The organism is Plesiocystis pacifica SIR-1, from assembly GCF_000170895.1.
Lineage (GTDB): Bacteria > Myxococcota_A > Polyangia > Nannocystales > Nannocystaceae > Plesiocystis > Plesiocystis pacifica.
Window position 1 is genome coordinate 105,140 of sequence record NZ_ABCS01000016.1, and the last position, 26,801, is coordinate 131,940.

At 70.5% G+C, this 26,801-nt stretch carries 20 protein-coding genes; 11 read left to right on the forward strand and 9 right to left on the reverse strand.

What is annotated here, in order from left to right; genetic code table 11:
* On the reverse strand, positions 1–2,160 hold the full coding sequence (locus PPSIR1_RS10805; RefSeq protein WP_006971081.1) for a dolichyl-phosphate-mannose--protein mannosyltransferase: 2,160 nt from the start codon (positions 2,158–2,160) through the stop codon (positions 1–3).
* 29 nt (positions 2,161–2,189) lie between these two features.
* Here PPSIR1_RS10805 and PPSIR1_RS10810 point away from each other — a divergent pair, with 29 nt between their 5' ends.
* From PPSIR1_RS10810 to PPSIR1_RS10820, 3 genes are all read left to right on the forward strand, one after another.
* On the forward strand, positions 2,190–3,257 hold the full coding sequence (locus PPSIR1_RS10810) for a threonine ammonia-lyase (protein WP_157595418.1): 1,068 nt from the start codon (positions 2,190–2,192) through the stop codon (positions 3,255–3,257).
* Positions 3,254–4,549, forward strand: coding sequence for a hypothetical protein (locus PPSIR1_RS10815; RefSeq protein ID WP_006971083.1), 1,296 nt, complete (start codon positions 3,254–3,256; stop codon positions 4,547–4,549). The genes PPSIR1_RS10810 and PPSIR1_RS10815 overlap by 4 nt, the downstream gene beginning before the upstream one ends.
* A gap of 170 nt (positions 4,550–4,719) precedes the next feature.
* Positions 4,720–6,318: a vWA domain-containing protein gene (locus tag PPSIR1_RS10820; RefSeq protein WP_157595419.1), complete on the forward strand. Its 1,599-nt coding sequence runs from the start codon at positions 4,720–4,722 to the stop codon at positions 6,316–6,318.
* On the opposite strand, the gene PPSIR1_RS10825 is transcribed toward PPSIR1_RS10820, so the two are convergent.
* Complete coding sequence (locus tag PPSIR1_RS10825) at positions 6,272–7,003, reverse strand: M12 family metallo-peptidase (protein ID WP_157595420.1); 732 nt, start codon at positions 7,001–7,003, stop codon at positions 6,272–6,274. The genes PPSIR1_RS10820 and PPSIR1_RS10825 overlap by 47 nt on opposite strands.
* A gap of 219 nt (positions 7,004–7,222) precedes the next feature.
* Here PPSIR1_RS10825 and PPSIR1_RS10830 point away from each other — a divergent pair, with 219 nt between their 5' ends.
* Positions 7,223–8,044 carry a hypothetical protein gene (locus tag PPSIR1_RS10830; protein WP_006971086.1) on the forward strand — a complete coding sequence of 274 codons (822 nt, stop codon included), beginning with the start codon at positions 7,223–7,225 and terminating at the stop codon, positions 8,042–8,044.
* 1,193 nt (positions 8,045–9,237) lie between these two features.
* On the opposite strand, the gene PPSIR1_RS10835 is transcribed toward PPSIR1_RS10830, so the two are convergent.
* The 3 genes from PPSIR1_RS10835 to PPSIR1_RS10845 form a co-directional block, all read right to left on the reverse strand.
* On the reverse strand, positions 9,238–10,497 hold the full coding sequence (locus PPSIR1_RS10835) for an SPFH domain-containing protein (RefSeq protein ID WP_086001209.1): 1,260 nt from the start codon (positions 10,495–10,497) through the stop codon (positions 9,238–9,240).
* A 100-nt stretch (positions 10,498–10,597) separates the two neighbouring features.
* Positions 10,598–10,978, reverse strand: coding sequence for a TerB family tellurite resistance protein (locus tag PPSIR1_RS10840; protein WP_006971089.1), 381 nt, complete (start codon positions 10,976–10,978; stop codon positions 10,598–10,600).
* A 159-nt stretch (positions 10,979–11,137) separates the two neighbouring features.
* Positions 11,138–11,737 (reverse strand): hypothetical protein, encoded by a 600-nt coding sequence (locus PPSIR1_RS10845; RefSeq protein WP_006971090.1) that lies wholly within the window; start codon positions 11,735–11,737, stop codon positions 11,138–11,140.
* 176 nt (positions 11,738–11,913) lie between these two features.
* On the opposite strand from PPSIR1_RS10845, the gene PPSIR1_RS10850 reads away from it, so the two are divergent.
* The 3 genes from PPSIR1_RS10850 (at position 11,914) to PPSIR1_RS10860 (ending at position 17,745) form a co-directional block, all read left to right on the forward strand.
* Positions 11,914–15,072 (forward strand): MXAN_5808 family serine peptidase, encoded by a 3,159-nt coding sequence (locus PPSIR1_RS10850; protein ID WP_006971091.1) that lies wholly within the window; start codon positions 11,914–11,916, stop codon positions 15,070–15,072.
* Positions 15,073–15,195: 123 nt separating this feature from the next.
* Entirely contained in the window at positions 15,196–16,575 is a 1,380-nt protein-coding gene (locus PPSIR1_RS10855) for a hypothetical protein (RefSeq protein ID WP_006971092.1), read from the forward strand.
* Positions 16,576–16,863: 288 nt separating this feature from the next.
* Entirely contained in the window at positions 16,864–17,745 is an 882-nt protein-coding gene (locus tag PPSIR1_RS10860; protein WP_198154490.1) for an MBL fold metallo-hydrolase, read from the forward strand.
* Between the two features lie 87 nt (positions 17,746–17,832).
* Here PPSIR1_RS10860 and PPSIR1_RS50730 read toward each other — a convergent pair whose 3' ends face one another.
* From PPSIR1_RS50730 to PPSIR1_RS10875, 3 genes are all read right to left on the reverse strand, one after another.
* Complete coding sequence (locus PPSIR1_RS50730; protein ID WP_006971094.1) at positions 17,833–18,495, reverse strand: type IV pilin protein; 663 nt, start codon at positions 18,493–18,495, stop codon at positions 17,833–17,835.
* A gap of 230 nt (positions 18,496–18,725) precedes the next feature.
* Positions 18,726–19,418: a peptidylprolyl isomerase gene (locus tag PPSIR1_RS42400; protein WP_006971095.1), complete on the reverse strand. Its 693-nt coding sequence runs from the start codon at positions 19,416–19,418 to the stop codon at positions 18,726–18,728.
* Positions 19,415–20,392 carry a serine/threonine protein kinase gene (locus PPSIR1_RS10875; RefSeq protein WP_006971096.1) on the reverse strand — a complete coding sequence of 326 codons (978 nt, stop codon included), beginning with the start codon at positions 20,390–20,392 and terminating at the stop codon, positions 19,415–19,417. The genes PPSIR1_RS42400 and PPSIR1_RS10875 overlap by 4 nt, the downstream gene beginning before the upstream one ends.
* Positions 20,393–20,580: 188 nt before the next feature.
* Here PPSIR1_RS10875 and PPSIR1_RS10880 point away from each other — a divergent pair, with 188 nt between their 5' ends.
* Genes PPSIR1_RS10880 through PPSIR1_RS10895 form a run of 4 tightly spaced genes read left to right on the forward strand, consistent with a single transcriptional unit; the run spans position 20,581 to position 25,013 of the window.
* Complete coding sequence (locus tag PPSIR1_RS10880) at positions 20,581–22,062, forward strand: protoporphyrinogen/coproporphyrinogen oxidase (RefSeq protein ID WP_157595422.1); 1,482 nt, start codon at positions 20,581–20,583, stop codon at positions 22,060–22,062.
* Complete coding sequence (locus PPSIR1_RS10885) at positions 22,059–22,853, forward strand: glycosyltransferase (RefSeq protein WP_006971098.1); 795 nt, start codon at positions 22,059–22,061, stop codon at positions 22,851–22,853. Before PPSIR1_RS10880 ends, PPSIR1_RS10885 begins: the two co-directional genes overlap by 4 nt.
* A gap of 2 nt (positions 22,854–22,855) precedes the next feature.
* Positions 22,856–23,809 (forward strand): polysaccharide deacetylase family protein, encoded by a 954-nt coding sequence (locus PPSIR1_RS10890; protein WP_006971099.1) that lies wholly within the window; start codon positions 22,856–22,858, stop codon positions 23,807–23,809.
* A 10-nt stretch (positions 23,810–23,819) separates the two neighbouring features.
* Positions 23,820–25,013, forward strand: coding sequence for a hypothetical protein (locus PPSIR1_RS10895; RefSeq protein ID WP_006971100.1), 1,194 nt, complete (start codon positions 23,820–23,822; stop codon positions 25,011–25,013).
* 52 nt (positions 25,014–25,065) lie between these two features.
* Here the strand turns inward: PPSIR1_RS10895 and PPSIR1_RS10900 are convergent, their stop codons facing one another.
* The gene (locus PPSIR1_RS10900) at positions 25,066–26,799 is read right to left on the reverse strand and encodes an acyl-CoA carboxylase subunit beta (RefSeq protein ID WP_006971101.1); all 1,734 of its coding nucleotides are present in this window, start codon (positions 26,797–26,799) and stop codon (positions 25,066–25,068) included.
* Positions 26,800–26,801 lie beyond the last annotated feature (2 nt).

A 26,801-nucleotide genomic window follows, 5' to 3' on the forward strand; every position in this document is an offset into this window, starting at 1 on the left:
TCACGGGACAGGCACGCGCATCAGCGCGTAGTGGAAGTTCTCGTAGACCACCTCGATGCCCGGGCGCAGGTCCGCCGGGAAGTGGGCCGGGGCCCGCTCGGCGTGGCGCACCGTGGTCATCACCCAGAAGGTCGAGCCCTTGCCGCGGTGGTCGTCGACGAACTCGCGCAGCTCCTTGCGGTTGGGCTCCATGGACACCCAGATCCGCCGCTTCGAGAAGTAGGTCTCGCCGCGATAGTAGAACCACCAGCTGAGCAGCTTGTCGCCCTTCTCGGCGTGGTCGAAGACGTAGCGCATGGCCGTGCGCTGGGACCAGTTCTCGCTCGTCGCCGGCAGGTAGTCGTCGATGACCCAGGCCGTCGTCAGCAGGCCCGAGAGCACCATCGCGGCCACGGCCGCCCGACCCTGGCGGGCGATCCACAGCAGCAGGCCGACGACGAAGGGGGCGACGCACCAGATCATTCGACCGACCGGGGCCGCGCCCTTTCGCCACATGCCCGTGTAGAGGTAGGTGGTCAGGTGGGCGATCCAGGCCGGCTCCTCGAGGCACTCGCGCACGACCATGAAGGCGATCGCGCAGCCGCCGAGGGCGAAGGCCAGCACCGCGCCGAGGGGGAGGCCGAGGCCCTCTGAAGGCGCCGGCACCTCGCGGGCCTCCTCCGCTTGGCCATCCTCCTTCGCGGGCTTGGGCGGCGGCAGGAGCTGGTGCAGCCACAGCCCCACGAGGGCCGCCAGCGGCGGCAGGCAGGGGACGAGGTAGTGGTAGTACTTGGTGACGCTGTAGGTGATCAGCCCGAAGCTGACGATGAACCACAGGGTCGCCAGGCGGTGGAGCTCGCGGGCCGAGTCGAGGGGTCGGCCGCTGGCGTCGACGGCCAGCTCGCCGTCACCGGGCTCGAGCTCCCGGCGTCGGAACGCGCGCATGGCCGCCCACAGCGCGGGCGGGACCACGGCCGACCACGGCAGCGCGGCCAGGCCCAGGGTGCGCAGGTAAAAGCCAAAGCCGCCCACGGCCTGGTCCTGCTCGCCCGAGGCGAAGCGCGCGAGGTTGTTGACCACGATGAGCTCGTTGACCCAGCGCTCCCCGCGGAAGATCGCCATGGCGTGGTGCCAGGGGAAGCAGGTGACCACGAACAGCACGACGCCGATGGCCAGCTCGCAGCGCCCGCGCCACAGCAGCGAGAGCCGCCCGCTGACCAACATGTGCATGAGGATCAGCAGGCCGATGATGCCCGGCCCGATCATCCCCTTGCCCATGAGCGACAGGCCGCCGGCGATGTAGACCACGCCCATCCACGCCTGGGAGCGCCGGCGCCAGCGCAGGGCGCGGACCAGGACCACGGCGATCAAGCCCCAGTAGATCCACAGCGTGCGCGCGACTTCGTGCAGGTCCGCCAAGGTCGCGGTCTTCTTGCGGTTCCAGCGGGTGACCTTGGCGATGGTGTCCGCGTCGACGACGTGCAGGTGCATGACCGCCAGGGGCACCACCGCGGCGACGACGAAGAGCGCGAAGAACACCCACCACGCCCGGTCCATGGGGACCTCGCGCCAGCCCTTGCCGACGGTCTTCAGCTCCCGCTCGGGCTCGAGCCAGGCCATCGCCCACGCGACCATGGCCAGGGCCACGGGGCCGACGAAGAACATGTCGGTGACGGCCTGGCGGGTGAGGATCGCAAACTGGGGCATGGTCGCGAGCGCGGCCGCGGTCAGCACCCCGGCGCGCCAGTGGACCAGCCGACCCACGCACCAGCCCAGCGCGGCCAGGGTCGCGAAGCCCGCGAGCATGCTCGGCAGGCGCAGGGCGATCTCGGGGATCGGCGAGCGCACCATCTCGTCGGCGGCCCCCGTGCCCACGCCGAACACCTTGAAGCTCAGCGCCATGCACCAAAAAGGCAGGGCGTGCTTCGACGCGAACACGCCCTCGCGCTTGCCCTGGGGGCCGTAGCCCGGGCGCCACCACAGGTCCATGGGGTCCTCGCGGGCGACGATGTTGCGGGCGACCTCGCCGTAGTGGGTCTCCCACGGGTCCCAGGGTCCGCACGCGCCGATCGACGCGAAGTAGATCGCCAGCACGACCATCCCCAGCATCACCGTCCAAAAGGTCTCGGGGCCAAGCTGGCGCAGACGATCGACGAGGGCGGCGCGGCGGGACTCGGACATCGCGGCTGCGGAGTGTACTCTGCCCGCCGATGCGCGAGGACTCTCGACCCGTGGATTATCGCCCCGAGGACGCCCCCGCGTGGGCCCAGCGCCTCGGCAGCGCGGACGTGGCCGCCGCCGCCGAGCGCATCTCGGGCCGCGTCGTTCGCACACCGACGATCCGGAGCCCGCGCCTCGATGCCCTCGCCAGCGCGCCCGTCGAGCTCTTCCTCAAGGCCGAGAACATGCAGCGGATCGGGGCGTTCAAAGCCCGCGGAGCCATGCACGCCGTCGGCCGCCTCGACCCCAGCGATCGCGCCCGCGGCGTGATCACCTTCAGCTCTGGCAACCACGCCCAGGCCGTCGCCCTCGCGGCCCGCGAGTTCGGCGTCCCGGCGACCATCGCCATGCCCGTCGACGCGCCCAAGGTGAAGATCGCCGTGGTCCGCGAGCTCGGGGCCAAGATCGTCCTCGCCGGGACGACCTCCGACGACCGCCGCGAGGCCGCCTACGCGATCCAGGCCGAGACCGGGGGCGCGATGATCCAGCCCTTCGACCACCCCGACATCGTGTGCGGCCAGGGCACGGCCACGCGGGAGCTGCTCGCCGACGCCGGTGAAGACCTCGACGCGATCATCGTGCCCGTGGGCGGCGGCGGCGTGATCGCGGGGGCCTGCCTGGCCTGTCGCAGCGAGAGCGGCGAAGCGACCACGCCGATCTTCTCCGTCGAGCCCGCGGGCTGCGACGCCCTCGCGGCCAGCCTCGAGGCCGGCGAGCGCGTGCCCGTGCAGCCCGGCCCGACCCTCGCCGACGGCCTCAAGCCCGTGCGCGTCGGCGCCCTCAACTTCGAGATCGCGCGCCGCGACCTGGCCGGGAGCTTCCGCGTCGAAGACGACGAGCTCGGCCGCGCCCTGGTGCAGGTCCTCGCCCGCGCCAAGATCCTCGTCGAGCCCTCGGGGGCCGCCGGCGTCGCCGCTGCCCTGCGCGAGGCCGCTGCCCTGCGCGAGCGCCTCGACGTCGACGATCGGCCCCTGCGCGTGGGCGTGATGCTCACCGGCGGCAACGTCGACCCCGCCCTGGTCGCCGAGCTGATCGAGCGTTGGGGGGAGCAGGCGTGAACGCGCGGGCCCTCGCCCTGGCCGCGGTCTGCCTGGGCGCGCTGACCTTGGCGTGCCCGAGCGAGCCCGAGCGGCCCGCGCCCAAGCAGGCGGACCCGCCGGCCAAACGAGCCGAGGCCGAGGCTGGCGACGCCGAGGCAGACGAGGCCGAGTCCGCCGAGAGCGACACCGGCGACGCCCTGAGCGGGGACGCGGCCCACGTGATCCCCTTCGCCGATCGCACGAGCATGGGCTACCTGCTCCTGTTGCCCCAGAGCCGCGAGCGCCCCGAGCTGCCGAGCCGCGCGTTCTTGCAGGGCCTCGTCCAGCAGCGCTTCCCCAAGCGCCGCCGCGACGGCGAGCTCGACCTGCTGATCACGCTGATCGAGACCGAGCCCCACGCCACGGACTTCGGCACCCTCGACATCGACAGCCTCGCCGCCGAGGCGGGGGACAGCGGCGGCTCACCGGCGGCCGCCGCCGAAGCGCGCGAGCGCGTGTTCGACCTGATCGGCCTGCACCTCGAGCTCGTGCACCTCGGCGTCGGCGAGGACACGACCATCCCCGCCTCGGCGCTCACCGACCCCGTGCTGACCCGCGCGCTCAGCCCCGAGCAGCGCGACTCCCTGCCCGGGCGCAGCTGGGCCCTGTTGCTGCGCGCCGACTACCGCAACCAGTTCGGTGTCCGCGGCCTGCGCTTGCACCAGACCCTCGTGCGCGTGGTCGCCGAGCACTTCGACGCGCTGATCCACGACCCCGACACCCTCGAGACCCTCGACCTCGAGACCTTCGAGGCCAAGCGATTGCGCGCGTCCGCGGGCAACATCGCCGATCAGATCGCGATCGTCCCCTTCCCGGATCCAAAGCGCGAAGGCGGGCTACGCCTGAGCACCCGAGGCATGCGCCGCTTTGGCTGCGTGGACCTGGAGCTCGACGGCCTCGACGCCGACCCCCGCCAGCTCCAGCTCGCCAGCGACCTGCTCGCCGGCCTCGCCCTCGTGCTCGCAAAGGACGCAGAGGTCGATCCCTCGGGCTTCGCCGTAGAGGTGAACGAGGTGATCGATGTGCACGGGAGGGATCTGCGCCAGAGCTACTCGCAACAGGACTATGAGCCGCCCCTTTGCACCGGTTGCCCTGGCGTCGCGCAGGTCCACTTGGTGGAGCGCGCACCCGAGGATCACGATCCCAGGGGCCACGTCGTCGCGCGCGTCGTCGCTCCGCGCGAGCGCAGTGATGCGCCCACCTACGATCACCCACAGTGGATCCGTGAAACCCTCACGGGGATGTTTGGGCCGCCGCCAGCCAACGAGTAGGCCCGCCGAGAGCGCGTAGACCCTTTCGAATTTCGCGCGTTCCAAAGTGCGACATTCGTGTCGTGCTGCTTCCCGCGAAAAGCCACCCTGGTCCGGTGATTGTCCGGTTCAAAGGCTCATGATAGGCAATTGGTCTACTCCTTCTTTCCTTCTCCTAGCCTGACGATTTGATGCCCCCCCAAATCCTCCGCACCCGGCTCCTCGCGGGCTCTGCGTGCTTGCCCCTGCTGCTGTCGCTCGCGTGCTCGAGCACCCTCGACGACGACGACTCCGTCGCCGATGGCTACGGCGACGAGGGCGAGACCCAAGGCGCGGACGAGGGCGAGGACTCGACCGAGACCGGCGACGACACGGGCACGAGCGACGACTCGAGCGAAGCGTCCGACACGGGCGAGGACGACGGCGCGGGCGAGACCGGCCCGACGGATCCGGGCATGCTCGCCGAGGCCTGCGACCCCAACGCGGGCCAGAGCCACGGCTACGACCTCGCCGTCGCCAACCTCGAGCTCGCCCCGGCGCTGGTCCGCGAGGCCGTGCTCTTTGGCGACGGCAAGGTCCCGCGCATTCCCCTGTCGCCGCGCCCTTTCCTCAACCACTTCGACTTTGGCTACGCCCCCTCCCCGGGCGCCTCGCCCAGCCTCAGCGGCCAGCTGTGGCCCGTCGGCCCGGCCAACGCCGAGGGCGTCGAGCGCTACCGCTTCCAGTTCGCCGTCAAGGCCCCCGCGCTCTCGCCCCAGCAGCGCCCGCCCGTGGACCTGGCGATCGTCGTGGACCTGGGCCCGAGCATGGCCGGCGAGCCCCTGGTCCTCGTCGAGGAGGCCCTCGCCGCCATCGAGAGCGCCCTCGGCCCCGGCGACCGCGTGACCTTGATCGCCGCGGGCGAGGAGGCCATGGACCTCGCCGCCGCCGACATCGAGGGCTTCGGCTCCACGCCCCTGACCGGGCTCATCAACCCCGAGGAGGCCTTCGGCTACGCCAAGCTCGAGGCCGCCATCGAGCTCGCCTACGCCAGCCTCGAGAGCCCCTGGTCTGGCGACGAGATCGGCCACCGCCGGGTGCTCTTGCTCAGCAACGGGCACTTCGAGGTCTCCCCCGCCCTCGCCGACACCGTCAGCTCCGCCGCCGCCGAAGATCGCCACCTCGTCAGCGTGGCCACCGGCACCCACGAGCTCTACGCCGACTCGGCCCTGCGCGAGCTCGGTCGCCTCGGGCAGGGCTCGGCCGTGTTCGCGCCGACCGCCGACGCGGTCTGGGCCAAGCTCGCCGACGGCTTCACCGAGCGCATGATCACCGCCGCCCTCGACCTCGAGGTCGAGCTCAGCCTGCCCCCGGGTCTGGCCCTCGCCCCCACCAAGCCCGGAGGCAACGGCACGGGCACGGCGGTCGAGGCCAGCGAGGGCATCCTCGGGGCCAACGGCGCCCTGGTCTTCCACCACGAGCTGCTCGCCTGCGCCGAGCTCGACCCCAACGCCTTCGTCGTCGTCGAGCTCAGCTGGCTCGACCCGACCACCTTCGAGACCGTCGAGACCGACTTCCAGCTGCCCCTCGACGCGATCGGGGAGCCGAGCGCGGCCGGCCTCGAAGCTGCCGCGGCCGTCGCCTACAGCCAGGCCTTGGTCGCCTACCGCGACGCCGAGGGTCCGCCCGGGGACTACGGCCTGATCCTCGACGCGAGCACGATGATCGCCGCCGCCCTCGAGATGAACCCCGAGGACGCGGACCTCATCGAGATGTCCGAGGTGCTCGCTCAGCTCGAGACGGCGCCCTGACCTGGCGCACCAGCTCGATCCGCTCGGCGCGGCTGAACCGGACCCGCTCGACGCGGCGCGGCTGAGCCCGCGGGCGCGCGCGATCGAGGAAGCGCCGGGCCCCGCTGCGCAGCCGCCGACCCTGGCGCGCCGAGAAGCTCGGCGACTCCCCGCGCTTACACGAGCACATCAGGTTGTCGACGTCCTCGTCGTGGCCCAGCCCGAAGGTGTGGCCGATCTCGTGGGCCAAGGTCGTGCGCGGAGCGTTGTGGGCGACGGCCACGTACTCGCGCGCGCGCACCCGCGGCGACAGGCCGTGGTAGCGCCAGTGCATCCCGCTCACGCGCTGGTCGCCGTTGCGCGCCGTCGCCAGCTCGACGCGGTCGACGAAGAACACGTGCACGCTGCCGTCGCGGCGCGCGACCTTGGCCAGGGCCAGGCGCTGGTCGGGGGTCTCGATCGTCGTCGTGTCGCGCAGCTCGACGACCGCCCGGACCCACACGCTCACGCCGTAGCGGGCCAGGGCCGCGTTGGCCTCGCGCACGCAGGCCTCGATGCGCGCGTCGTCGACCACTGCGTTTCCATCTTCGACGGCGACGTGCACCGTCAACGGAACGCGGATCGTCGTCGTCGAGAGCGTCCCCTCCCCTGCCTGCGCCGCCCTCGGAATCAGCGCGCAGATCAGCACCGTGGAGCAAAGCACCACCCACGCGAGCAGGTTCGCGCGCGCGCTCGCAGACCGTGAAATGGGGGTGCCCCGATCGCCGTCGATCGTTTGCACTCTCCGCTCCACACGACCCGTCCCAGACACCCTAATTCGAGTGTGTGAGGATCCAGACGATCCGCAAGCGGCAGCTCGAGTCGCCAGCGGATCGGGGCGCGCGTGTCGTTGGCGTCGCGCGGGCCGCTGACCTAAGCTCGACCCATGTTCCAGTTTGGATCTGCGGCCAAAGCCTCGCCGGAATTCGTCCCCGACGCGGACGCCCGCGACTGGATCGCCGGGGGGATCGTCGACCTCGCTAGCCACCTCGGACCCGCCGCGCGCGAGCCCCACCTGCTCACCGATCCGGCCAAGCTCCATGGCGTACCGCGCGGCGGCACACCCACGGATCTGGACTCCCTCTTCGACATGATCTGCGCCGTCCAGGAGGTCGTCGGCCAGTCCGAAATCGAGCTCACCTTGCTCGAGCTCGACGAGCGCAACCCCGGCCTGCCCGAGTCCTACGTCAGCCTCGGCGACCCCAGCGGGAAGTTGCTCCACACCTTCAAGGGCACCGACGAGTACCTCGTGCTGTTCAGCCCGGCCGCGTTCAAGGTCCGCGAGCTCCTCCTCGCCAGCATCGCCCGGGAGCTCGGCCGCGTCGCCCTCGACGGCGCGGGGCTGCGTCCCGCGAGCGACGAGCCCACGGCCCTGCGCGAGTGGGAGGGCGACGCCGAGCTCGCGGGCGTCCTCCTCGGCATGGGCGTGTGGATCAGCAACGGCGCCTACGTCTACGAGAACGCCTGCTGCGGCGGCGGCTGTGGCATCGACCTGCGCAGCATCCGGGCCGGGCTCTCGCTGCCCGAGGCCTGCTACGCGCTCGCGGTCGACAGCCAGCGCAAGGGGATTCGGCGACGCCACGTGCTGCGGCATCTGTCGCCGACGCAAAAGACGGCGACGCGGCACTGCTGGTCACACGTGGGGGCGGCGACGCCGAAGGCGTTGGCCTCGGCGGGGGCTGACATCGCGCTGGCGTTGGCGCCTTGAGTTTTGGGGTCGTTGAGTCCTGCGTGCTCTTGGGTCCGCTGAGCTCTGCGGCGTGCTCTTGGGCTGGGCTGGTTGAGCCCGTGCTGGTTGCGGCGGGGTTGTCTGGGCACTGCGTGCGGCGGGTTGTCTGGCTACTGCTGCGTGCGGCGGGGTTGTCTGGCTACTGCTGCGTGCGGCGGGGTTCTCTGACCACTGCTGCATGCGGCGGGGTTCTCCGACCACTGCTGCGTGCGGTGGGGTTCTCTGGCTACTGCTGCGTGCGGTGGGGTTGTCTGGGCACTGCTGCGTGCGGTGGGGTTCTCTGGCTACTGCTGCGTGCGGTGGGGTTCTCTGGCTACTGCTGCGTGCGGTGGGGTTCTCTGGCTACTGCTGCGTGCGGTGGGGTTGTCTGACCACTGCTGCGTGCGGCGGGGTTGTCTGGGCACTGCTGCATGCGGTGGGGTTCTCTGACCACTGCTGCGTGCGGCGGGGTTCTCCGACCACTGCTGCATGCGGTGGGGTTCTCCGGCCACTGCTGCGTGCGGCGGGGTTCTCCGACCACTGCTGCATGCGGTGGGGTTCTCCGGCCACTGCTGCATGCGGCGGGGTTCTCCTACCACTGCTGCATGCGGCGGGGTTCTCCGACCACTGCTGCATGCGGCGGGGTTCTCCGGCCACTGCTGCATGCTTCCCGGGTCGGAGGACAGGCTGGTTTTCCCCATGAGGTTCTATCGGGAGGCCCTCGACAGCGTCCGCCCCGACGATGAATCGTGCTCGCTTCGCTGCGCGCGATTCATCCACCTCACGCTCGCTTCGCTCGCTGCGGCTCCGGTCATGGGGCGGCGAGTAGAAATGTTTTGGCGGGGGTGAAGTGCGCTGGTGGTGGCTCGACCCCTGCTGCAGGCAGTTCAGGTCCAGGCGCAACTCGTTCGAGACCCCAGCATTCAACTTGCGTACCCCGAGCAGGCCGCTCGGCGGGAGGGGTCCCTGCGACGAGCACCGAGCCGCCTACAGCCTTGGAAGAGCAACGGGATGTGGCTCGGCTCGAGCGCAGGAGTGGGGAGGAGCCCGCCGAATAGGCCGCGGTGCACCGTCGGAGACAACCCAGCACCGCAGGCCCAAACCCAAGCTTCAACTCGAGCAGAATTATTTTGGCGGAGGAGAAGATCCAATCTTCGTCCCCCGCCAATGAGCGGATTGAATACCGCCAGCCCTTAGAAGCTATCGAGCAAAGAAGCCTTCTTCGCCGAGTACTCTTCGTCGGTCAGCAACCCAGCGTCGTAGGCCGCCTTGAGCTTCTGAAGCTTCGACTGGATGTCGTTGCCTCCGCCCGCGGGAGCCGGAGCAGCCTGCTGCTGCGGAGGCTGACCGCCGGCGGGGTGCCAACCTGCCCCTTGCTGCTGCGGAGGCTGACCTTGCTGCGGCGGCTGCTGGTAGCCCTGCTGCGGCGGGTAGCCCTGCTGCGGCGGATAGCCCTGCTGCTGCGGCGGGTAGCCCTGCTGTGGCGGATAGCCCTGCTGCGGCGGGTAACCCTGCTGCCCGTAGCCCTGCTGCGGCGGGTAGCCCTGCTGCCCGTAGCCCATGGCCTGGGGCGACATCATGTTGCCCATCATGTTGCCCATGCCAAAGCCCATGCCCATGCCCATGCCGGCGCCCATGACCCCGCCGGACTGACCCTTGTGGGCGTTGCGGGCGACGTCACGCATGGCCTGCATGCCCTCCCACGCCATCGTGTTGTCGACGCCGCGGGCAGCCTGGGCCGCGGCCTCTTCGATCGCCTTTTGGATCGCGGGCGGGAGCGTGATGCTCTCGATGATGAAGCTGGTCAGCGCCAGACCCAGGGCCTGCAGATCGTTGGCGATGCCGCTCTTGACCCCCTCGGCGAGGACGTCCACGTGGCCGGCGATGTCGGCGACGCTGACCTTGGCCTGGCTGGCGGCCTTGTTGAAGGCCTGGAGCACGCGGCTCTTGATGAAGCGCTCGATGTCGTCGGTGGTGATCGTCGAGTTGGTCCCGACGATCTCCTTGAAGAACACGCTCGGGTCGGCGACGCGGAAGTTGTAGCTACCGAAGGCGCGGATCGGCACGCGGCCGGGGCGGTTGCCGACGGCGAACTCCGGATCGCGGATGATCACCGGGTTGGGCGTGCCCCACTTTTGGTCGAGGTACTGCTTGAGGTTGATGAAGTAGACCTCGACCTTGAAGGGGCTCTCGAACCCATACTTCCAGCCCTTGAGGGTGGACAGCACGGGCATGTTCTGGGTCGAGAGGGTGTGCGTGCCGGGGCCGAACACGTCGGCCATGACGCCCTCGTTGACGAGGATGGCGGCCTGCCCCGGGCGGCACACGAGCTTGGCGCCGTTTTTGATCTGGTTGTCCTTGTCGGGGAAGCGCCAGACGAGGGTGTAGTTGGTGTCGTCGAGCCACTCGATGATCTCGATGAGCTCGTTGCGGATGAAATTCATGAGTCCCATGGGCTGGTCTCGCTTTCTCGTTGGCCGGGGGTCGGTGTCGGCGCTGCGGTCTGGGGCGCGCCGATTACCGGGCTGGGGTTGTGTTGATTCCTGCGGCCACTCACAGCTGCATGACCTTGGCGACCTGTTCGAGGTCGCCGAACTCGGCGTTGTTCATCCCGAAGGCGTCGGCAAACTCACCGATCGCTCGGCGCTCGTTGTCGGTGTAGACGCCGTCGGCGTAGACCAGCGCGATCGCGGCCTTCATGAACACGTGCTTGAGGAAGGTGGTCTCGAGCATGGCCGCCGCCTCGATGGGCTGGAAACCCTCCGATGCGATCGTGGAGATCGTCAGCCCGCTGCCCGCGTCGTTGAGGAACTCCTCGATGAGCTGCTTCTCTCGGTCGTGAACCTCGCCGTCGATGCCCGCGAGGTACCAGAGGCCTCGGGCGAAGGCCTCGACCTCCTGGGGCGCGAGCCCGCTGTCGTTGTTGTCCGCCATCGCAGCGATGCTACGGCGCCGCCGGGCCCCAGATCTACTGCTGATCCGCCGCTGACCCGCCGCGCAAAAAAACGCCCGCAGCCGGGGCTGCGGGCGCTTCGACTCGACTCTCTGGATCAGGACGAACGCAAAATCAGGCTGCCCAGTCGGGCGGGCGGCTCAGAGCACCTCGGCGGGCTCGAGCAAGGTGGCCTCGAAGGCCTCGACCGTCAGGACCTCGAACTCACGCTCGAACACGAGGCTGCGGCCGGTGGAATCGGTGCTGTAGACCTCGACCTGCCACAGGCCGAGGTGAGCGGCGGGATCGAAGTCGCCGTCGCTGTCGTCCTGGAGGTCGGGATCGCGCACGAGGGGACGCGTCAGGGGCAGGCTCGCCGCCATCGACAGGGTCTCCGAGGGCTGCAGGAAGCCCAGGGTCTCGCGGCGCTCGTCGCCGTGCGTCCACACGAAGGTCACCGGGCGAGGCTCGGCGAGGTCGTCGGCACGCAGGTGCAGGTGGATGCTCTCCCCCTCGACGCTAAAGCGCGTGGTGTCCTCGAGCGCTCCCTCCGCCTCGCTGGCGAGGAGACCGGTGACCGCCAGACGCTCGGCGCGCTGGGCCTGGGGCCGGCTCGCGGGGACCGCGGCGAGCACGTTCTGCTGCGAGGTCGGGCGCTCACGAAGCTGGCCGTCAGCCTGGAGGTCGGCGGCGGTGATGGGCGCGTCCGCACAAGCCGCAGTCAGGGCGAGCGCGGCGACAGCGATGAAAAAGGTACGCACTGCTCCGCCCCATATGCGTCTCGCATGCCAGATCAAAACATCGATGATTTCAGGATCTTGCAACCGTGCCGATCAGCGTTTTGCAACGAAAAGACACAAAAAAGATTGGATGAGCATCTTTTGTGTCCAGGCCGACGGCTCGAAGCCTGGCCAGGGCGCTGGGCTATGCTGCGGCGATGCGCAAGACCCTCGTGGGCCTGACGTCTCTATGGTTGGCGATCGGTGCGTGCAAGGCGGACTCCGCGTCGGAGGCAGAGGCCGGCTCCAAGGTAGACCCGCCCGACGATCCGTCCAAGAAAGACGCGGCCGAGCAGATGGTCGAGGATCTGCGCCTCGACGAGCGCAGCTTCCCCCTGCTGATCTGGTCGATCCACACGGTCTCCCAGGACTACTACGACAAGACCCGCTTTGACCCCCGGGGTCAGCTGCTCGCGGCCACGGACCGCCTGGGCCTGCACACGCCGGAGTTCTTCGCCGTGCCCGACGCGAGCGACCCGGGCCAGCTCGAGGTCACCGTCCGCGACCAGTCCAAGCGCTTTGCGATCGGCGAGCTAAAGGGCCTCGACCCCGCGGCCGATCGCCTCGAAGAGATCCTCGAGTTCACCGCCTCGGTGCTCAGCCTCGAAGCCGAGCCCCTCCACGAGCTCGAGTACGCGGCCATCAACGGCTTCCTGTCGCCCCTCGACCCGCACACGATCCTGCTGACCCCCGAAGAGAGCGCGGAGCTTGGGGTCAAGACGCGCGGGAGCTTCGGCGGGATCGGGGCGGAGATCGTCGCTCGAGACCGGCGCATCCTCGTGGTCCGGGTCATCCCCGAGTCCCCCGCGGCCAAGGCCGGGCTCCAGGACAACGACGTGATCCTGGCGATCGACGACCAGTCCACGGTCAACATGAGCTCGGCCGACGCCCAGGGGCTGCTGCGCGGACCGATCGACACCCAGGTCGTGCTCGAGGTCCGGCGCGGCGACGCGGTCGTGCGCGTCGAGATCACCCGCGGGCAGATCGCCATCCCCACGGTGATCGCCGAGATGCTCCCGAACGACGTGGGCTACCTGCAGGTCGCCACCTTTCAAGAGGACACCGCCGAGAAATTGCTCGCGGCCCTCCAGGACTTCCAGAGCAACGCCCAGCTGGCCGGCCTGGTCGTGGATCTGCGCGGGAACTCCGGGGGCCTGCTGGCCCAGGCGGTCGGGATCCTCAACCAGTTCGTGAAAGGCGGCGAGCTGGTCATCGTGCGCTCGGCCCTGGGCCGCGAGCACCAGGACGCGACCGAGGAGATCGTCGTGCCCATGAAGGTCCCGGTGGTCACCCTGGTCGACGAGAGCTCGGCCTCGGCCTCGGAGATCGTCGGCGGGTCCATGAAGCACCTCGACCGCGGGGTGATCCTCGGGCGCGCGAGCTTTGGCAAGGGCACGGTCCAGGAGCTGCGCAACGCCACGCCCTACGGCCGACCCCTGGCCCTGAAGCTGACCATCGCCGAGTACCGCGTGGCCGGGGATCGCAAGATCCAGAACATCGGCGTGATCCCGGACGTGGAGCTGCTGCCCGTGGAGCTCCTCGAGTATGAGGGCGTGGCCCGCTACTACGACCTCGAGCGCTTCGAGCGACAGCGCCAGCGCGGGCGGACGGCCCACCTGCCCTCGGCGGTCCACGACGCCCACATCGAGGCCGAGCTGGCCCTGGCCAAGTCGCCGCTCATGCTCCGCTACCTCTCCTACAGCCCGCAGCTGGCTCAGGAGGCGCTCCAGGCCTCGGGCGGCGACGCGGCCAGCCGGACCTTGCGCGACCCGGAGATCCGCCTGGCCCGCGACGTGGCGCTGAAGCTCGTGGGCAAGGAGGGCCGCCGGGCTCAGGTCGACGCCCTGCCGGCGATCGTCGAAGAACTGAGCAAGCGCGAGGGCGAGGCGATCCGCGCGGGCATCGAGACCTGGAAGGTCGACTGGGCCGACGTGGGGCCCGTGGACGCGCCCCTCGAGGTCGCGGTCAACATCGTCGACACCAAAAACGGCGAGCTCCACCGCGCGGGCGAGGCCTTCACCCTGCACGTCGAGGTCCGCAACCCCGGGACCGAGACCCTCGAGCAGGTCCACCTGATCACCGACTGCGCCCGCGACGAGCTCGACGGCATCGAGCTGCTCATCGGCGCGCTGCCCCCGGGCGAGAGCACCTCCCGGGACATCGAGCTCCAGGTCCTGCCCTGGTACCCCGACTTCGTCGACACCCTGACCGTCGCCGCCCACGTGGGCGAGCCCGAGGCCACCCCCGACGGCGAGGCGAGCGTGGCCTTCACCATGCTCGGCGCCGAGCGGCCCCGCTTTTCCTTCGACTACTGGATCATCGACGACCCCCACCTCGTCGCCGAGGGCCCCGCGCGGCCCGAGCACGAGCCGTGGCCCGGCGAGGTCCCCTTCGTGGTCCAGGGCAACGGCGACGGGCTGCTGCAGCCAGGCGAGCACGTGCTGCTGGCCTTCCGGGCCCACAACGCGGGCGGCCCCGCGCCCGACGCCCGCGTGCTCTTGCGCAACCTCTCCGGCACCCAGGGCCTCCTCGAGGAAGGCCTGGTCGTCCACGGAGCCCTGGCCCAGGGCGAGGAATTCACCGGCGCCTTCGGCGTCTCCATCGCGCCCACGGCCGACCCCAGCCAGCCCCTCGAGCTCGAGCTGATCGTCGGCGACGGGGTACTGCGCGAGAGCGTCGACGACAAGCTCCGCTTCCGCATCGTCCCCGGCCGAGACGCGGTCAGCGACGCGCACTCGGGGCGCTACAAAGTCGGCGGCGACGAGCCGGTACGCCTCTACAACGGCGCCGATTCGTCGGCGCCGGTGGTCGCCGAGCTCCCCGCGGGGACGCTCCTCGAGGTCGTCGGCTCGTCCGGGGACTGGCGCGCCCTCGCCGGACCCAAGGGCCAGGGCCGACGACTGTGGGTGCCCGCCGACCTGCTCGAGGCCGCGAGCGGGGGCAAGGCCCGGGCAGCCCTCGACCCCAAGGCTGGGCGCATGGTCGACCCGCCCCACATCGTGCTGGCCGACGACGCTGGCGAAGATGGTGACGACGGGGCGCCCGTGGTCGAGACCGAGCGCGTCACCATCGCCGGGGTCGCCGAGCACCCCGAGCGGGTCCGCGACGTCATGGTGACCGTGCGCGCAGCCGGGCCGGCCCAGCCCGAGCGCAAGGTCTTTTACCTGGCCAACCGCGCCGTCGACGGGGACGCCGCCAAGCGCCTCGAGTTCTCCGCCGAGGTGCCCCTGAGCCCGGGCAGCAACCGGGTCACGATCATCGTCCGCGACCAGGACAAGGTCATGCGCCAGCGAGACCTGCGGGTGTTTCGGCGCTAGGCGGGCGCCAGACAGCCCGAGCGGCCAGGACGGACGCGGCGCGGGCGGAACCTTCTGTCCAGGGGGCAGTCGAACCTCCCCGTGCGGCCCGACACCTCTGTCCCGTGGTATAGCGAGGAGCCCGTGAGCGACCCCAAGGACCCCGAGCGAGAGGACGGCCCCGCCGCAGCGCCCATGTCGGACGCGCCCGCGGCAGATCTGGGCGCAGATCTGGGCGGCGAGACCGAGGTCGACGAGGACTTCGACGACGACCTCGACATCGACGCCGCGGTCGCTCAGGCCACGGCGGACCGGCCCTTCACCCAAGAGGAGGCCGGCCTGCGCACCCGCGTCGGCTGGGGCCGCTCGCCCATCGTCGCGGGCGCGGTGATCATCATCGGCCTGTTCCTCCTGGTGAAGACCTGGAGCGACTTCGTCTACTTCCTGCGCGTATTCCAGGGCGAACCCCGCGACCTGGGCCGCGTCACCGACATCTACGACGCTGGCGAGTTCAGCGAGAGCTTCGACAACGAGTGGGTGCACATCGAGGGCGACCCCGACGTGCAGCACGCCGCGCGCATGCAGAGCCGCGAGGGCTGGATCGGCTTCATGCGCCTGATCGAGTCCGACGCCGCCGTGCTCGTCGCCGTGCCCCGGGAGACCCAGACCGCCAACAACGAGTTCCCGGGCGAGTTCACCGGCCGCATGCGCCGCCTCGACGCCACGCCCCACTGGGAGAAGCTCCAGATCTTCTTCACGGCCGAGGGCATCATCGACACCATCGACCTCCAGCCGGCCTCGGTCATCGAGTCCGTGGCGGCCGAGCCCGGCCAGGCCATCGCCGCCAAGACGACCTCCGACGGAGAGGCCACCGTCGGCCCCGGCGAGCAGGTCCGCATCGTCGCCCGGCGCTCCTACGGCATCGCCCAGCTCGGCCGCGACACCTGGAAGACCCAGGCCGATGCCGAGGCCGCGATCGCGGCCACCGGGCTGCCCTGGGCCTTCATGGAAAAGCGCGCCATGGTCTGGGCCTTCGCCGTCGAGGTCGGCCCCGACGCGGAGGTCGAGGTCTTCCAGCGCCTCACCCGGGCCCTCAACGGCGGCGACGACCTCGTGGGCGCCGACCCCAAAAAAGGCGCGCTCGTCCTGCCCCGGCGCACGACCTACATCGTCGACGCGGGCGACCTCCAGCTCACCCCCAAGGGCCTGACCTTCAGCTACGGCAACAACCAGGCCGAGACGGGCTGGCAGGTGAGCGGCGAGGGCTCGGCGGCCACGCTCGTCGCCAACGAGCTCGACAAAGGCCGCCTGGCCGTGCCCGTCGCCGAGATCGAGGGCATCCGCCTCGAGCGCGCGCTGGAGATCAACCCCAAGGGCTACCTGATCTCCAGCGACCAGCACCCCAAGGACACCTGGCCCTCGGCGGTCATGTTCATCGCCGTGCTGGGCGTGGTCGGACTGAACGGTTGGGCCCTCGTGGCCAACCTCCGCCGGCGCGAGGACAACGAGCCGACCGCGGCCTGAGAGCTCGCCCCGGCACCTCAGTCTGGTGCCGGGCCTGGCCTCGGCCCGGGGCCCGTCTGGAGTCGAGCTGATCCTTGGACTGACTTTCCATGGCCAAACTGGCATGGATCAGGGCACAGATGGGCCCTCAGCTCCGGTGAATGTAGCGTTGCAAGATCCTAGCCGGGCCCCAGAGTGACGCGTGGGCGCTCCGCGGTCCGAGCCGCGGGCCCGGCTGGCCGCGACACGAGGCCCCCAAATTCCCCATCTGCTTTGGATCTGCCACGGACGCTGTACAATGCGGCGACCGTGGCCGAAGGCTCGACCACATTGCGCTTCCTCGGCACCGGAGGCGCGTTCTCCCGCCGCTACGGGACCACCTGTTCATTGGTGACCCTTCCGTCCGGCGCACGCTGGCTCATCGACTGCGGTCGACAGGCGCCGGATCAATTGTGGGACGCGGGCCTCGACTGGCACCAAATCACGGGCCAGCTCGTCACCCACGTCCACGGGGACCACATCTACGGCCTCGAGGACTTCGCCTTTCAGCGCTTCTACGAGTCCCGCCCCGGCATCCCCGCGGTCATGGCTGGCGGCCCCAAGCCCAAGTTCATCGCCCACAGCGCGGTTCAGGACGAGGTCTGGGAGTCCCTCGCGGCCTCGCTGCGCTACCTGAACATCAACGGCAACCCGCGCGCGGGCGTGCTCGAGTCCTACTTCGACGTGATCAAGGCGCGGGCCTGCGAGGCGCCCACGGACAACCCGTGGAACCACAGCGAGACCTTCGTGTGCGGCGACCTCGAGCTGGTCGCCCGAGAGAACGACCACGTCCCCGGGAAACCCTCGTGCTCCTTCGAGTTTCACGTGGGCGAGCGCTCGGGCGAGCACGAGCGCATCGCCTGGTGGAGCGGCGACTCGACCGTGGATCGGGAATTCCTCGTGTCCATCGAGCCGCGCACCACCATCTACTTCCACGACTGCACCTTCACGGACTACCCCGGCCAGGTCCACGGCGCCTTCTCCTTGCTCGAGCAGCTCCCCGAAGCCGTCCGTCACAAGATGGTGCTCATGCACCACGAGGACGACATCGAGACCCACCGCGAGCAGGTCGAGGCCCTCGGCTTCCGCGTCGGTCTGCCCGGCCAAATTTACGATCTCGTGTCTGGCAAGCTCGTCCCCGACCAGGCCTGAAGCAGCGCCAGACGCCGGACGCAAAACAAAAAGAGAGGACGCTCCAGCGAGCGCCCTCTCTTTCGCGTCGAGGCAGTCGCCCTCGAACTACTCGACTTCCTGGTCGACGTAGAGGCCGATGGCCGCGTTGACACCCTGGATGTCGCCGGCGCCCGAGCGCTCGTAGGTCGAGAACACCGCGTCGTCGTCGAGGTCGGCGAAGGCCTGCGCGGTGAACTGGCAGGTGCCGTAGCCGGTGATCGTGTTCACGGCGATGAAGTTGTAGTGGAAGTAGTGGCCCTGCTCCTGCATGTAGTTCAGGCCGTTCCACACCGGGTTGTCGTTCCACAGCGCGATGTCGTAGTAGCCCGCGCCACCGCCACCGGCGGCGGGGATGCAGCGACCACCCGGGCCCAAGTTGCAGTTGAAGGCCTCCGGCGGCGTGATGCCGGCCTCACCGCCGGTGGGCGAGCCGTCGGGGTGGGGGCAGCGGTGCGGAGCGACATCCTGGACGTTCGCGCCCGCCGAGATGAAGGCGGTCGCGCCACGGTCGGCGTGCTCGGCCTTGAAGAAGCTCGAGGCGGCGTCGTAGATCTTGGCGAGCTGGGTCTTGGCCTCGGCCGTCTTCGCGCGGCGCATGTACTTTTGCAGCGCGGGCACGGCGACGACGGCGAGGATGCCGAGGATCGCCACGACGATCATGAGCTCGATGAGGGTGAAGCCCTTGGCGTTCTTCTTCGCGGTCTGAAGTTTCTCGATGTTGATGTGCATGAATCTGTTCTCCGTCCGCGGCGCCGATCCCCAATACTCGTCGTGCGCGTTGGTGACTCTGTATCTCTCAGCACAAAACGTGCCGACTTCGAAAAGCGCTGAATCCTAACCCCCTGTGCGGCTGTAGGGCAAAAAATGGCGCCCAACGGTCGTTGGAGCGCTCCCGCGCGGTCCGAAAAATGTCACCGCTGCCCAAAAACGTCCCGAAAAGTGACGCGTCTGGGCCGCGCTCACTCCCGGGTAATTCCCACGCTCTCGATGATCGGCCGCTCCCCCGCGAGGACCCGCGCCTCGAGCTCGCGGACGACCAGCAGGTCCTCGCACCGCCCGAGGATGGTGTAGTCCCCGTCGAGGGAGGGGGCGAGCTCGGTGGTGATGAAGAACTGCGCCGCGCTGGTGTTGGGGCCGCGGTTGCCCAGGGCGAGCACGCCCGACTTGTCGAAGCGCGTGCCGATCGAGCGCTCGTCTTGGAGCACGAAGCCCACGCTCTCGTCCTCGCCCAGGCGACCCCCCTGCACGAACACCCGCTCTTGGGCGCGGTGGAAGCTCAGCCCGTCGTAGTAGGGGCGCGTCGTCCACGACCCCAAGTTGGGGTCGTAAAAGGGTCGCTCGCCCCTCGCCAGGCCCACGAAATTGGCGACGGCCAGGGGCGAGACGTCGGCGAACAAGCGGCAGCGGATCGCGCCCGAGTCCGTGGTGATCGTCGCGCGCAGCTGCCCCGACTCGGGCAGGCCCGCGACGGCGAGCTCGAAGGGGAAGCGGCCGCGGTGGGGATCGCCCGTCGACGCGTTGGCCTCGGCGAGCTGGGGATCTTCGGGCGGGAAGGTGCCCGGCGCTCCGACGTCGCAGGCGAGGGCGCCCGCGAGGGCGAGGGCACCGACGATGCAAGAGACGAAGCTGCGCGCGGGTCCGGCCGCGCTCACGGCTTGACGGCTCCGCGCGAAGCCACGGCGCGCTGGACCAAGGCCGCGAGCTCCTCCCGGGAGGACTCGGCCGACTGGGCCTCGGGCGACTGGCTCAGGCGCTGGAGCACGCGGTAGGCGTCGTCGTAGCGACGCCCGGGGTCTCGGTCGAGGTTGCGGCGCAGCACCTCGGAGAGCTTGGACGACAGCCCCGACACGCGCCGGCTCGAGTGCGAGATGTCGAAGCGGACGATCGCGTCCATGGTCTCGAGCTCGTTGCCGGCGACGAAGCAGCGCTCGCCCCGGAGGATCTCCCACAGGATCACCGCGAGGGAGAACAGGTCGCTCTTGACCGTCGCCGTGCCGCTGCCCGTGACCCGCTCGGGCGCCTTGTAGGCCACGTGGCCCGCCTCGGGCGAGGTCAGCTCCGCCGGCAACCAATTGCTGCTCGCCGAGCCAAAGTCCCCGAGCACCACGTCGCCGTCCACGGACAGGTAGACGTTGGCCGGGCAGATGTCGCGGTGCAGCACCTGGATGACCTCGAACTCGTCCTCGCTCGTGTCGTCGTCCTCGGCCCGGGGCACCTCGAAGGTGTGGACGTAGTGGAGCACGTTGGCGAGCTGGCCGAGCAGGTAGACGGCGAGCTCCTTGGTCAGCGAGATGGGCTCGCCCGACTCGTGGCCCAAGAGCACCGCGAGGTCGACGCCATCGACGTAGTCCATGACGAAGAAGTCCACGCCGTCTTGGGTCCCCGCCGCGCGCAGGCTGGGGATGCCCGTGTGGCTGAAGCTGCGCATCAAGTTGGCCTCGTGAGCAAACTGCGCCTTGAGCATGCGGTGCTCGTCGCCCTCGCCGGGCATCAATATCTTGGCCAGCTGCGTCGCAGGAGCGTCCTCGGGAGCGCCCTCGGGCTTGGCCCGGTACAGGCGAGTGACGGTGTTGAGGACCGGGACGGGTTCGATCAGCCGGTAGCCGCCGAGGCTGTGCAGCTCCATGCGATCGAGTGTGCAAGGCGCGGATCCACCTGTCCAGCGCCCGCCGCGGCGTCAGCGAAGCGTCCCGAGTCGCGCTCGACGTTGCGGGCCTCGCACCCACGAGGCCTGCACAGCGCCTCCCTGCGTGGTCCCCAGCGCCTTCCCTCGGTTTCGGCAAGGGCCCAGCTTTGCTGCTAAAACCGGCTCGCGTGAGCGGCGGGGGCAAAAAAATTGCGGACGCGGCCGGAAGCAATTCCTCGCCCGCCGACCCCGTGGTGATCCTCGGCGCGGGACTGACGGGTCTATCTGCGGCGCACCACCTCCCCGCGCAGACGCCTTTTTTGCTGGTCGAGCGCGAGGCCGAAGTCGGCGGCCACGCCCGCAGCCGCCGGGAGCAGGGGCACACCTTCGACGTCACCGGCCACTGGCTGCACCTGCGCGACCCTCGGATGCAGCGCCTGCTGGCGAGCCTGTTCCCCGGGTCCTCGGGGGAAGGCGTCGCGGCGGGCTGGGTCGAGGTCGAGCGCAAGACCAAGATCCACGCCCACGGCGTCGAGCTCGAGTACCCCTTCCAGGCCAACATCCACGGCCTGCCCCTCGAGATCGTCCAGGAGTGCCTGCTGGGCCTGGTCGAGGCCCGCGAGGCCCGCGCCCGCGGCGAGGCCTGGGCCGTCGATCCGCGCAACTTCGAGGACTACGCCCGGGCCCGCTTTGGCGAGGGCATCGCCCGCCACTTCTTCGTGCCCTACAACCGCAAGCTGTGGGGCATGCACCCCAACGGCCTCGCGCCCGAGTGGGTCCGCCGCTTCGTGCCCGAGCCCGACCCCGCGCAGATCATCGCGGGCGCCATCGGCCTGCGCCAGACCGGGCTCGGCTACAACGCGCGCTTCATGTACCCAAAGGCCGGGGGCATCGACGCCCTGCCCAAGGCCCTCGCCCGCGCCATCGAGGCCCGGTGCGCGGCCTCGCCATCCGAGCACGCGCTGCGAACCGCCACGGCCGTCGAGGAGGTCGATCCGGCCGGGCGCCGCGTGAAGCTCGAGGGCGCCGCCGACTGGACCCCCTACTCGCGGCTGATCTCGACCATCCCCCTGCCCGAGCTCGTCGCCCGCGTCGATCCCAAACAGGTCCCCGCGCCCGTGCGCGAGGCCGCCGCGGCGCTGCGCTGGGTCCGGTGGCGCTACCTCGACGTCGCGACCACGCGGCCGATCCCCGCGGACTGGCACTGGGCCTACGTGCCCGAGGAGCGCTTCCCCTTCTTCCGCGTCGGCGTGTTCTCCAACGCCGTCGAGAGCATGGCCCCGCCCGAGTGCGGCTCGCTCTACGTCGAGCTCCAAGACCGCGTCGGCGAGCCCGACCTGCCCGCCATCGCCCAGGCCCTCGTCGAGGTCCGCGCCCTCGAGTCCACGGACGACCTGCGCTTTTGCCGGGTCCGCGACGTCGAGTACGCCTACGTGGTCTTCGACGACGCCCACGCTGCAGCCGTGGCCACGATCATGGCCTGGCTCGACGCCGTCGGCGTGCGCTCGTGCGGGCGCTACGGCGCGTGGATCTACAACTCCATGGAAGACAGCATGCTCTCGGGCCTGGCCGCCGCGCAGTGGGCCAGCGGACAGCTGGACGCCGCCGCCCACACCGAGGCCGTCGCCCGCCGCGAGGCCAAGCCCGCCCCCCAAGCCGCCAATTCATGAACGCCGACGCCGACATCGACACCGACTCGAAGGGCTCGGGCCGCCCCGGGCCCGAGCTGAGCGTGGTCATCCCCATCTACAATGAAGAGGCGATCCTGCAGAGCTCCGTGGAGGAGCTGTTCGCCCGCCTCGGCGCCGAGGACATCGAGTTCGAGGTCGTGCTGGCCGAGAACGGCAGCCAGGACCGGACCGTGGCCATCGCCAAGCAGCTCGCCGAGCGCTGGCCCGAGCAGCTGCGGTGGTTCTCCTACCCCGAGCCCAACTACGGCGGGGCGCTGCGCGAGGCGATCTTCCGCGCCCGGGGGCAGTTCGTGATCTGCGAGGAGATCGACCTGTGCGACGTCGACTTCCACCTCCGCGCCCTCGCCTACCTGCGCCGCGACGACGCCGACCTGGTCGTCGGCAGCAAGGCCATGGCCGGCGCCCACGACAAGCGCCCGGCCGTCCGCCAGGTCGCGACCAAGGTCTACAACGGCCTGTTGCGGGTCAGCCTGGGCTTTCGCGGCACGGACACCCACGGGCTCAAGGCCATGCGCCGGGCCGTGGTCGCCCCCGTCGCCGCGCGCTGCATCGTCGACTACGACGTGTTCGCCTCGGAGCTGGTCATCCGGGCCCAGCGCGAGGGCGTGCGGGTCCTGGAGATCCCGGTCGAGATCGAAGAAAAGCGGGCCCCGAGCATCAACCTCGCTCGCCGCGTGCCCCGGGTCCTCGGTAACCTGGGCCGGTTGATGGTCTCGATCCACCTCGGCAAGGACCTCAACGAGTACGTCCCCCGTCGCCGCCGAAGCTAGCCATGTCCACCCTCGTCAGCCTCGACCTCGACGACCTCGGCTGCTACTTCGGCATCCACGGTCTGGACCAGCCCGAGCCGGACTCGGACCCGGACTCGGATTCACAGTCGCTCCCGCGCCGCGGCCTGGCCCTCGAGCACTGGCTGCCCCGCTTCCTCGACGTGTTCGAGGCCACCAAGACCCGGGCGACGATCTTCGTGATCGGCAGCGACCTCGAGCACGACCTCGCCGAGCGCGGCGGTCGGGGGGCCGAGCAGCTGGTCCGCGCGATGGGCCAGGGCCACGAGCTGGCCAACCACTCCCACGCCCACGCCTACGACTTCCACCGCCTGCCGCCGGCCCAGATCGCCGAGGACATCGCGCGCTGCGACGCCCTGCTGCGCAGCCTCGGCGCCCGCCCGCGCGGCTTCCGGGCCCCGGGCTATACCCACGACGCGACCATGCTGATGCAGGTCGCCGCCCTCGGCTACGGCTACGACAGCTCCGTGCTGCCCTCGCCGACCTACTTCGCGGCCAAGCTGGGCATCTTGGGTCTGCGCCGCCTCCAAGGCCGGCGCTCCGTGTCCCAGGCGACGGGCCTGCGCGCCTTCCTGGCGCCGACCAACGTCCACTACCTGCCCGAGGTCGGGCTGTGGGAGGTCCCGGTGTCGGTCAGCCGGAGCCTTCGCCTGCCGCTCACGGGCACCTTCTTGCTCGGCGACGCCCCCCCCATGCTGACCCGCCTGCAGGCCGAGTCGCTGCGCCGCGAGGCCGCGCGCAAGGCCCACCTACACGTCGAGCTGCACGCCATCGACCTGGCCGATCCGGAGGCGGACGGCATCGATCCGCGGATCGTCGCCGCGCAGCGCGAGCTGGCCACGCCGCTGGCGCGCCGCATCGAGCGGCTGGGCGACCTGCTCAATACCCGCGGCGGTGGGCTCTCGATCGGCCGGATGATGGCTCGACACATGCGCTGAGGGGGCCGCCATGCGCCATCGCAACCGACCCCTGGCCACCGCCTTCGTCCTGGCCGCGGCGTGCTCGAGCGGGGAGCCGGCGAGCGGGGAGGCTGGCCCCGCACCAGCGCCGACCCCCGAACCCGCGCCCGCGCCCGAAGCAGCGCCCGCGCCGAGCCCCGAGCTCGCCGGCGAACCCACGGCCCTCGCCGCCCTGCGCTCGAACGGCTACGGCTTCGTCGTCGCCCGCGTCGTCGGCCCGAGCTCGGTCGTCGAGCGCTACGACATGGAGGGCAACCGGCGGTGGTCGGCGACCCTCGGCGACGCGGACGAAGCCGTCGCCGTTCGGGCCCTCGCCGCGACCACGGCGGGGGAACGCCCGCTCCTCGCCGCCGTCGAAGTTGGGACCGGCGCGGCGCGGCGCGCCGCGCTGCTGTGGCTCGCCATCGACTCCGGTGAAGTCCTCGCAGCCAGGCCGAGGGTAGCCCTCGACTCCGACGGCGAGGTCGCGTCGATCCACGCCCTCGCCCGCCACCCCGCGACGGGCTGGATGGTCACCGGCGGCCAGGGTCACGACATGGTGGTGTGGAGGGTCGACGCCGACGGGCACACGCACTGGCGCCACAGCTACGGCGGGCCCGGCCCCGACCGCGCCCTGGCCATCGCCCCCAGCGGCGACGACAGCTGGCGCCTCGCGGGCCGCTGCGCCGACGCCGAGGGCGAGGCCGTCGACTGCCTCCTGGCCATCGAAGAGGGCGGCCGCATGCGCTGGAACAAGCGCTACGGCGCCGACGCGATCGCCCGCGTCCACCCGGACACCGCCGTCCCCGAGCACCCCGAGCCCGGCACCGGCCACGTCCTCGCGGGCGCCCGCGAAGGTCGGCTGTGGGTAGCGTGGATCGACGAGGCCGGCGCGCAGCTGCGCGAGCAGAGCCTCGACCTCGGCGAGGTCCACGGCCTCGCCGTCGACGTCGAGCGCCGCGTGACCCTGGCCGGGGCCCACCTCGCCGACGCCAGCTCGGAGCCCCGCGCCTGGTTGGCGATCCTCGACGCCGAGGCCAAGCTGCTCGCCGAGCGCGACCTGGGCCCGACCCTCGTCGACATCATCGACGTGGTCGAGCCGCCCTTGCGCCCGAGCGCGCGCCAGATCTACGCGAGCGCACCAAGCCTACCGAGCGGCGCGAAGCTGTGCGCCCTCGACGAGGCCCTGCGCGGCTGCGACTGACTCGCGCAGCCAAGCGCCCCCGGTCCTCCAGCGCCTGCGGGGGCAAAGCTGCTCAGCGGACCTGGCCGCTGAGCACGGCCAGGTCGTGGAGCGACCAGATGCGCGGGTTCTTGATCCGCCGCGCGCCGGTGTTTTGGTAGGCCATCTCGACCAGCGCCCCCAGCCACGGGCGCAGCTCCTCGAGCCGAATGATCTCGTCCGTGTCCATCTGCCGCCCAGCGACGTAGGGGTCCATGTCGGCCTCGATGCGCTCGGCCGTGGCCTTCATCCCGGCCTCGATCTCCGCCCGCTCCTTCGGGTCCTGCGTGACGATCTCGAAGTCGTCGTCGAGCTTGGTGTTGTAGGTGGCGATCGCCAGCGTCCGCCCCTCCATCACCGACAAGCGCGAGATGCTCGTGCTCAGCTGGACGACGGGGTCGTAGGGCAGCCCGCTCATGGCGTAGTAGCCCGCGCCCGAGGCCTTGCGCAGGAGCACGGTGAACATCGGCACGTCGTTGGTGCTGTTGGTGTAGATGAGGCTCGAGCCGTAGCCGAGCAGGCCCTGGGCCTCGGCCTCGGCGCCGACGTCGAAGCCCGAGATGTCCTGCAGCCAGATCAGCGGGATGCCGTCGGCGTTGCAGGCCCGGCTAAAGGCGCTGATCTTGGCGATGCCGCCGCGGTACAAGATGGCCGCGGGGCGCTTGCGGTCGGGGTGCTCGGGGTCGCCGACCAGGCCCTGGCGGTTGATGATGAAGCCGGCGTAGAGGCCGTTGACCCGGCCCACGCCGACGATCATCTCCTCGCCGGTCTCGGGCATGAGCTCCCAAAACAGGCTCTGATCGCACAGCCGCGCGAGCACCTGGCGGGCGTCGTAGACCTCGCGGTGATCCGGGGGGATCAGCCCGGCGAGCTCGCGCGCGGGGTGCAGGGGCTCGACGGGACCGCGGCCGTGGCGGTAGAAGTCCGCGCCCGTGCTGGGTAGCTTGCGGACCTCGGCGCGGATGCAGTCGAGGGCGACCTCGTCGTTGGGCACGCGCACGTCGGCGCAGCCGCTGCGGTGCACGTGGACCTCGGGCCCGCCGATGTCGAGGCTGGTGATCTTCTGGCTCTTGGCGCCCTTGATGAGCGCCGCGCCGGCGATGACCATGTAGGCCTGCTCGGTCATGAAGACCCGGTCGGAGATGATCGGCATGTAGCCGCCGCCGGCGATGCAGTCCCCGAACACGCCGGCGATCTGCGGCACGCCCTGGGCCGAGAGCAGCGCGTTCTTCTTGAAGATGTGCCCGGCCCCGGTCCCGCCCGGGAACGAGCGCGACTGCTCGGGCAAGAACAGGCCGGAGCAGTCGACCAGGTAGATCGTGGGCAGGCGCAGGCGCAGCGCCATGGTCTGCGCGCGCTGGATCTTCTCCGGCGTCTGCGGCCACCACGAGCCCGAGGCGACGGTGTTGTCGTTGGCGATGACCATGCACCAGCGCCCCTCGATCTGGGCGAAGGCCGTGACCACGCCGGCGCCGGGGGACTCGAGGCCGCGGTCGCCGTACTTCAGACCCCAGTTGACGAAGGTGCCGACCTCGAACAGCTCCGTGCCGGGGTCGACGAGCTTCGCCAGGCGCTCGCGGGCGCTGAGCTTGCCGCGCTGGTGCAGGCGGTCGAGGTACTTTTGACCCCACCCCTGGTGGACCTTGGCGCGGCGCTCGTCGAGGGTCTGCTCGCGCTCGCCGAGGGTCTCGCGGTACTCGGCGAAGGTGCGGTCGTCGCAGACTTGATCGCGGGGGGAACCGATGGGCGAAAGAGGAACGATGGCCATGA